Source organism: Photobacterium alginatilyticum (assembly GCF_009910675.1).
Taxonomy (GTDB): Bacteria; Pseudomonadota; Gammaproteobacteria; order Enterobacterales; family Vibrionaceae; genus Photobacterium; species Photobacterium alginatilyticum.
In genome coordinates this window covers 1-3397 of sequence record NZ_RSEJ01000070.1, presented here as the reverse complement: position 1 = coordinate 3397, position 3397 = coordinate 1, and the positions used below count along the sequence as shown (strand labels likewise).

The window sequence follows — 3397 nt, the reverse complement described above, 5'->3', positions numbered from 1 at the left end:
ACGCGGGTATGCATTGTAGGACGCATACCAACATATTCTTCGCCAAGCAAGGCGACTCGTGTGATGGTCTTACCATCATGTATCGCCTGGGCAGGAGTCCCTGAAATTGGGATATCCAGACCCTTTTTTATTGTAATCATACGCACTTTCACCACATGAAACCCATTCATGAAACCTAGTAAGGCTTATGCATCCATTTCGGCAATGTTGATTTTCCAGGTCTCTGGTCCGGTTTGGTGAGCATTAACACCTTCTGCGTCAACCGCTACCGTTACTGGCATATCTTCAACCTCGAACTCGTAGATTGCTTCCATGCCCAAGTCCTCAAACGCGACCACTCGAGCTTTCTTGATAGCCTTGGCGACAAGATAAGCCGCGCCGCCCACAGCCATCAAATAGACTGCTTTGTGCTTTTTGATTGACTCTATCGCCATTGGCCCACGTTCCGCTTTGCCAATCATGCCTGTAAGGCCTGCCTGACCAAGCATCATCTCAGTAAACTTATCCATGCGCGTTGACGTTGTCGGGCCCGCGGGGCCTACCACTTCATCACCAACAGCATCGACAGGACCAACGAAGTAGATAAAGCGGTTGTTGAAATCAACAGGGAAATCCTCCCCTCTTGCCAACATATCTTGAATACGTTTGTGTGCCGCATCACGACCCGTCAATATTTTTCCAGACAGTAAGACCGTCTCACCTGACTTCCAATCCTGAACATCATCCTTGGTGATTTCATCCACGTTGACACGGCGAGTATTATCGCTCACTTCCCACGTCACTTCCGGCCAGTCTTCTAACTTAGGAGGGGTTAACTCAGCAGGGCCTGTACCATCTAATGTGAAGTGAATGTGGCGGGTAGCTGCACAGTTCGGAATCATACATACTGGCTTGGAGGCCGCGTGGGTTGGCGCTGTTTTGACTTTGACATCAACAACCGTTGTCAAGCCGCCAAGCCCCTGCGCACCGATACCGAGTTTGTTAACACGGTTATAAATATCTAAACGTAATTCTTCTTCTGAGTTTTGCGCACCACGTTCTTGAAGCTCATGAATATCAATAGATTCCATCAACGATTCTTTCGCCAGTACTGCCGCTTTTTCGGCCGTTCCACCAATACCGATACCCAGCATGCCCGGCGGACACCATCCCGCCCCCATTAGCGGAACGGTTTTTTCGACCCACTCAGCAATATCATCAGACGGGTTCAGCATCACCATCTTGGTTTTGTTCTCTGAACCACCGCCCTTCGCGGCAACCTGGATCTCGACTTTGTCGCCCGGAACCATATTGATGTGGATAACGGCAGGGGCATTATCCTTGGTGTTGCTACGTGCACCGGCTGGATCGGCAACAACAGAAGCTCGTAGGGGATTGTCTGGATTCGTATAGGCCCGGCGAACACCTTCATCAACCATTTCTTGAACCGTAAGATCACTGTCCCACTGTACGTTCATCCCAATGTTCACAAAGCAAGTCACAATACCGGTATCCTGGCAGATTGGGCGGCGTCCTTCTGCCGACATACGAGAATTGATCAGGATCTGCGCAATGGCATCTTTCGCCGCTTGGCTCTGCTCCCTGTTATAGGCCTTTTCCAACGCCTGTACAAAATCCAGCGGGTGGTAATATGAAATGTACTGTAGCGCATCCGCTATACTGTCGATCACATCTTGTTTACTGATAACAGTCATCATTGCCCTCGTTATTTCTTATTATTCGATGACACCCTACTCATGGTTTCTCATGCTGGGTGTTGCTAACATCATTTGTGCCTGTAAAAGAAAACCTATACCTGTATTCCCTCGGCATAGGTTTATCGATAATTAATTAATTGCCATTGACAGGAAGTAACCGACAACCGTAGCCGTCGTTACCCCGATAAAGCCTGGGATAATAAAGCTATGATTTAACACATACTTACCTATTCGAGTTGTACCTGAACGGTCAAAGGTGATGGCCGCAAGATCACTTGGATAAAATGGGAAGAAGAAGTACGCATAACACGCAGGTAATACACCAATGATGACTTCAGAGGGGATCCCGAGAGAAAAGCCTAAAGGCAGCATAATAGTCAGTACCGCAGCCTGGCTTTTCAAAAAAACCGAAACAACAAACATTGCTATGGCAAATGTCCACGGATGAACATTAACTATGTCACTCACCATCCCGATTAAGTAAGGTTTGTGATAGCTAATAATCGTGTCGCTCATCCATGCAATACCAAAAATAATAACCACGGCAGTCATACCGGCAATAAACACATTACTGTTTACAATTTTCTTTGGCTGAACTTTCGTTGTTAACAAGATTATCGCGCCAACCGAAAGCATTAAGAACTGTATGGCTACAGACATTTTCACGCCATCGGGAAGCAAACCGAGATCTTTGCCAAACATCGCAACAAAAATAACCGACACAATACCCAAGATGAAGACGGTTAATCCTGTTTTTGCCTTCTTATCTTCAATTGAACCTTCTTGATTTTCAGCACTGGTATCGAGTAACTCTTTGCGGAATTCTTCATCCTGACAACGCGCTTTGAACTCCGGATCTTTATCGAGATCCTTACCTCGTTTCAGGCTCCAGGTACAGGCAGCTAACAGGCCAACCAAGGTGGCAGGGATTGTCACCATCAGTACATCGAGCAAACCTATATCAAGGTTATTATCAACTGCAGTGGCCATAACGACCGCAGCGGCAGCTGCAATTGGACTGGCTGTAATACCCATCTGCGATGCAACTGACGCCATCGCCATCGGGCGTTCAGGACGAATTCCTTTTTTATAAGCGACATCGTAAATGACGGGAAGAAGAGGATAAACAGAGTGACCCGTACCAACAAGAACGGTTAATGAATAGGTACTAAGCGGACCAAGGAACACAATTTTATTCGGGTGTTTACGCAGCAATGTCTCTGCATATTTTACCAATAGCTTTAGGCCTCCTGTCGCTTCCAACGTAGCGGAAGCTGCAACGACGGCCAAAATAATCAACATCACGCTGATAGGTGGCGAGCCCGGAGCTACACCAAAAACAAAGGCTAAAACAGATACACCCAACCCTCCGAGGAGGCCAAAAGCAATACCTCCGTGCCGAATGCCAATAAATATTACGGCAAGCAGCAGCATCATATGAACATAAAACATTTTTAATCCTTAAATAGAAAGCATTTCGTCGTTTAATAAAACAACGGGAGTACCTTTAGGCTGGTAACCCTGTTAGTAACTAGATCATGAAGACAAAGAGAACCGCCAGTGCAGATACCAGGAAGGCAGAAGCGTAACACGCTACTTTACCCGCCACGCCTGTGTGGAATTTCAGGTCGTGCATACCGTGGTGCAGACGGTGCATTGCATGCCACATTGGAAGTGCCAGTGTCGCAATCGTGAATAGT

At 47.0% G+C, this 3397-nt stretch carries 3 protein-coding genes and 1 pseudogene; all 4 read right to left on the bottom strand.

All coding sequences use genetic code 11. The features are described from left to right. Nucleotides 1–140, bottom strand: a pseudogene (locus EIZ48_RS27755) (Na(+)-translocating NADH-quinone reductase subunit A); the annotation flags it as partial. A 45-nt stretch (nt 141–185) separates the two neighbouring features. Continuing rightward, the gene (locus tag EIZ48_RS27750) at nt 186–1694 is read right to left on the bottom strand and encodes a fumarate hydratase (protein WP_160658581.1); all 1509 of its coding nucleotides are present in this window, start codon (nt 1692–1694) and stop codon (nt 186–188) included. A 132-nt stretch (nt 1695–1826) separates the two neighbouring features. After that, complete coding sequence (locus tag EIZ48_RS27745) at nt 1827–3149, bottom strand: anaerobic C4-dicarboxylate transporter (RefSeq protein ID WP_160658579.1); 1323 nt, start codon at nt 3147–3149, stop codon at nt 1827–1829. Between the two features lie 79 nt (nt 3150–3228). Next, on the bottom strand, nt 3229–3397 hold a 169-nt coding region (gene frdD, locus EIZ48_RS27740), incomplete at its 5' end, for a fumarate reductase subunit FrdD (RefSeq protein WP_338046951.1).

Bases quoted from the DNA above. Each gene is read 5' to 3' on its own strand.
- EIZ48_RS27750 (WP_160658581.1), bottom strand. From the start codon at position 1,694: ATGACTGTTATCAGTAAACAAGATGTGATCGACAGTATAGCGGATGCG.
- EIZ48_RS27745 (WP_160658579.1), bottom strand. From the start codon at position 3,149: ATGTTTTATGTTCATATGATGCTGCTGCTTGCCGTAATATTTATTGGC.